At 64.7% G+C, this 405-nt stretch carries 1 protein-coding gene; it reads left to right on the forward strand.

Annotation, left to right across the window (positions count from 1 at the left end; genetic code table 11):
• Positions 1–130: 130 nt before the first annotated feature.
• Positions 131–405 (forward strand): enoyl-CoA hydratase-related protein (locus EN852_RS35655; protein WP_189546382.1); only part of this gene is annotated, 275 nt, incomplete at its 3' end.

Consider the following 405-nt stretch of genomic DNA (forward strand, 5'->3'; position numbering starts at 1 on the left):
TTTGCCGAAAACCTGCTCGGCGAGACGCGCGCCTTGAAGGAACGCGTCATCGACGGGTCCGAAAGCCTCGCCGCCGCAGGCAAGGCACTGATTTCCGCCTAGAGCATCCTGACATGCGAAGGAACTGACCGTGACAGACCACATCCTCGTCGAGCGCCAGAGCGCCGTGCAGATCATCCGCATGAACCGGCCTGACAAGAAGAACGCGCTGACCCGCGCCATGTATGCGAAGATGTCGGCAGCCCTGGCCGAGGGCGACGCCGATCCGGCGGTGCGCGTGCATGTCTTCCTCGGCGTCCCCGGCGCCTTTTCTTCCGGCAACGACCTTGCCGACTTCCTGGTCATCGCCACCGGCGGCGAAGGCGGCACCGAGGTCTGGGATTTCCTGATGGCGCTGGCCAAGGT

Source organism: Mesorhizobium sp. M2E.F.Ca.ET.209.01.1.1 (assembly GCF_004010375.2).
Classification (GTDB): Bacteria; Pseudomonadota; Alphaproteobacteria; order Rhizobiales; family Rhizobiaceae; genus Mesorhizobium.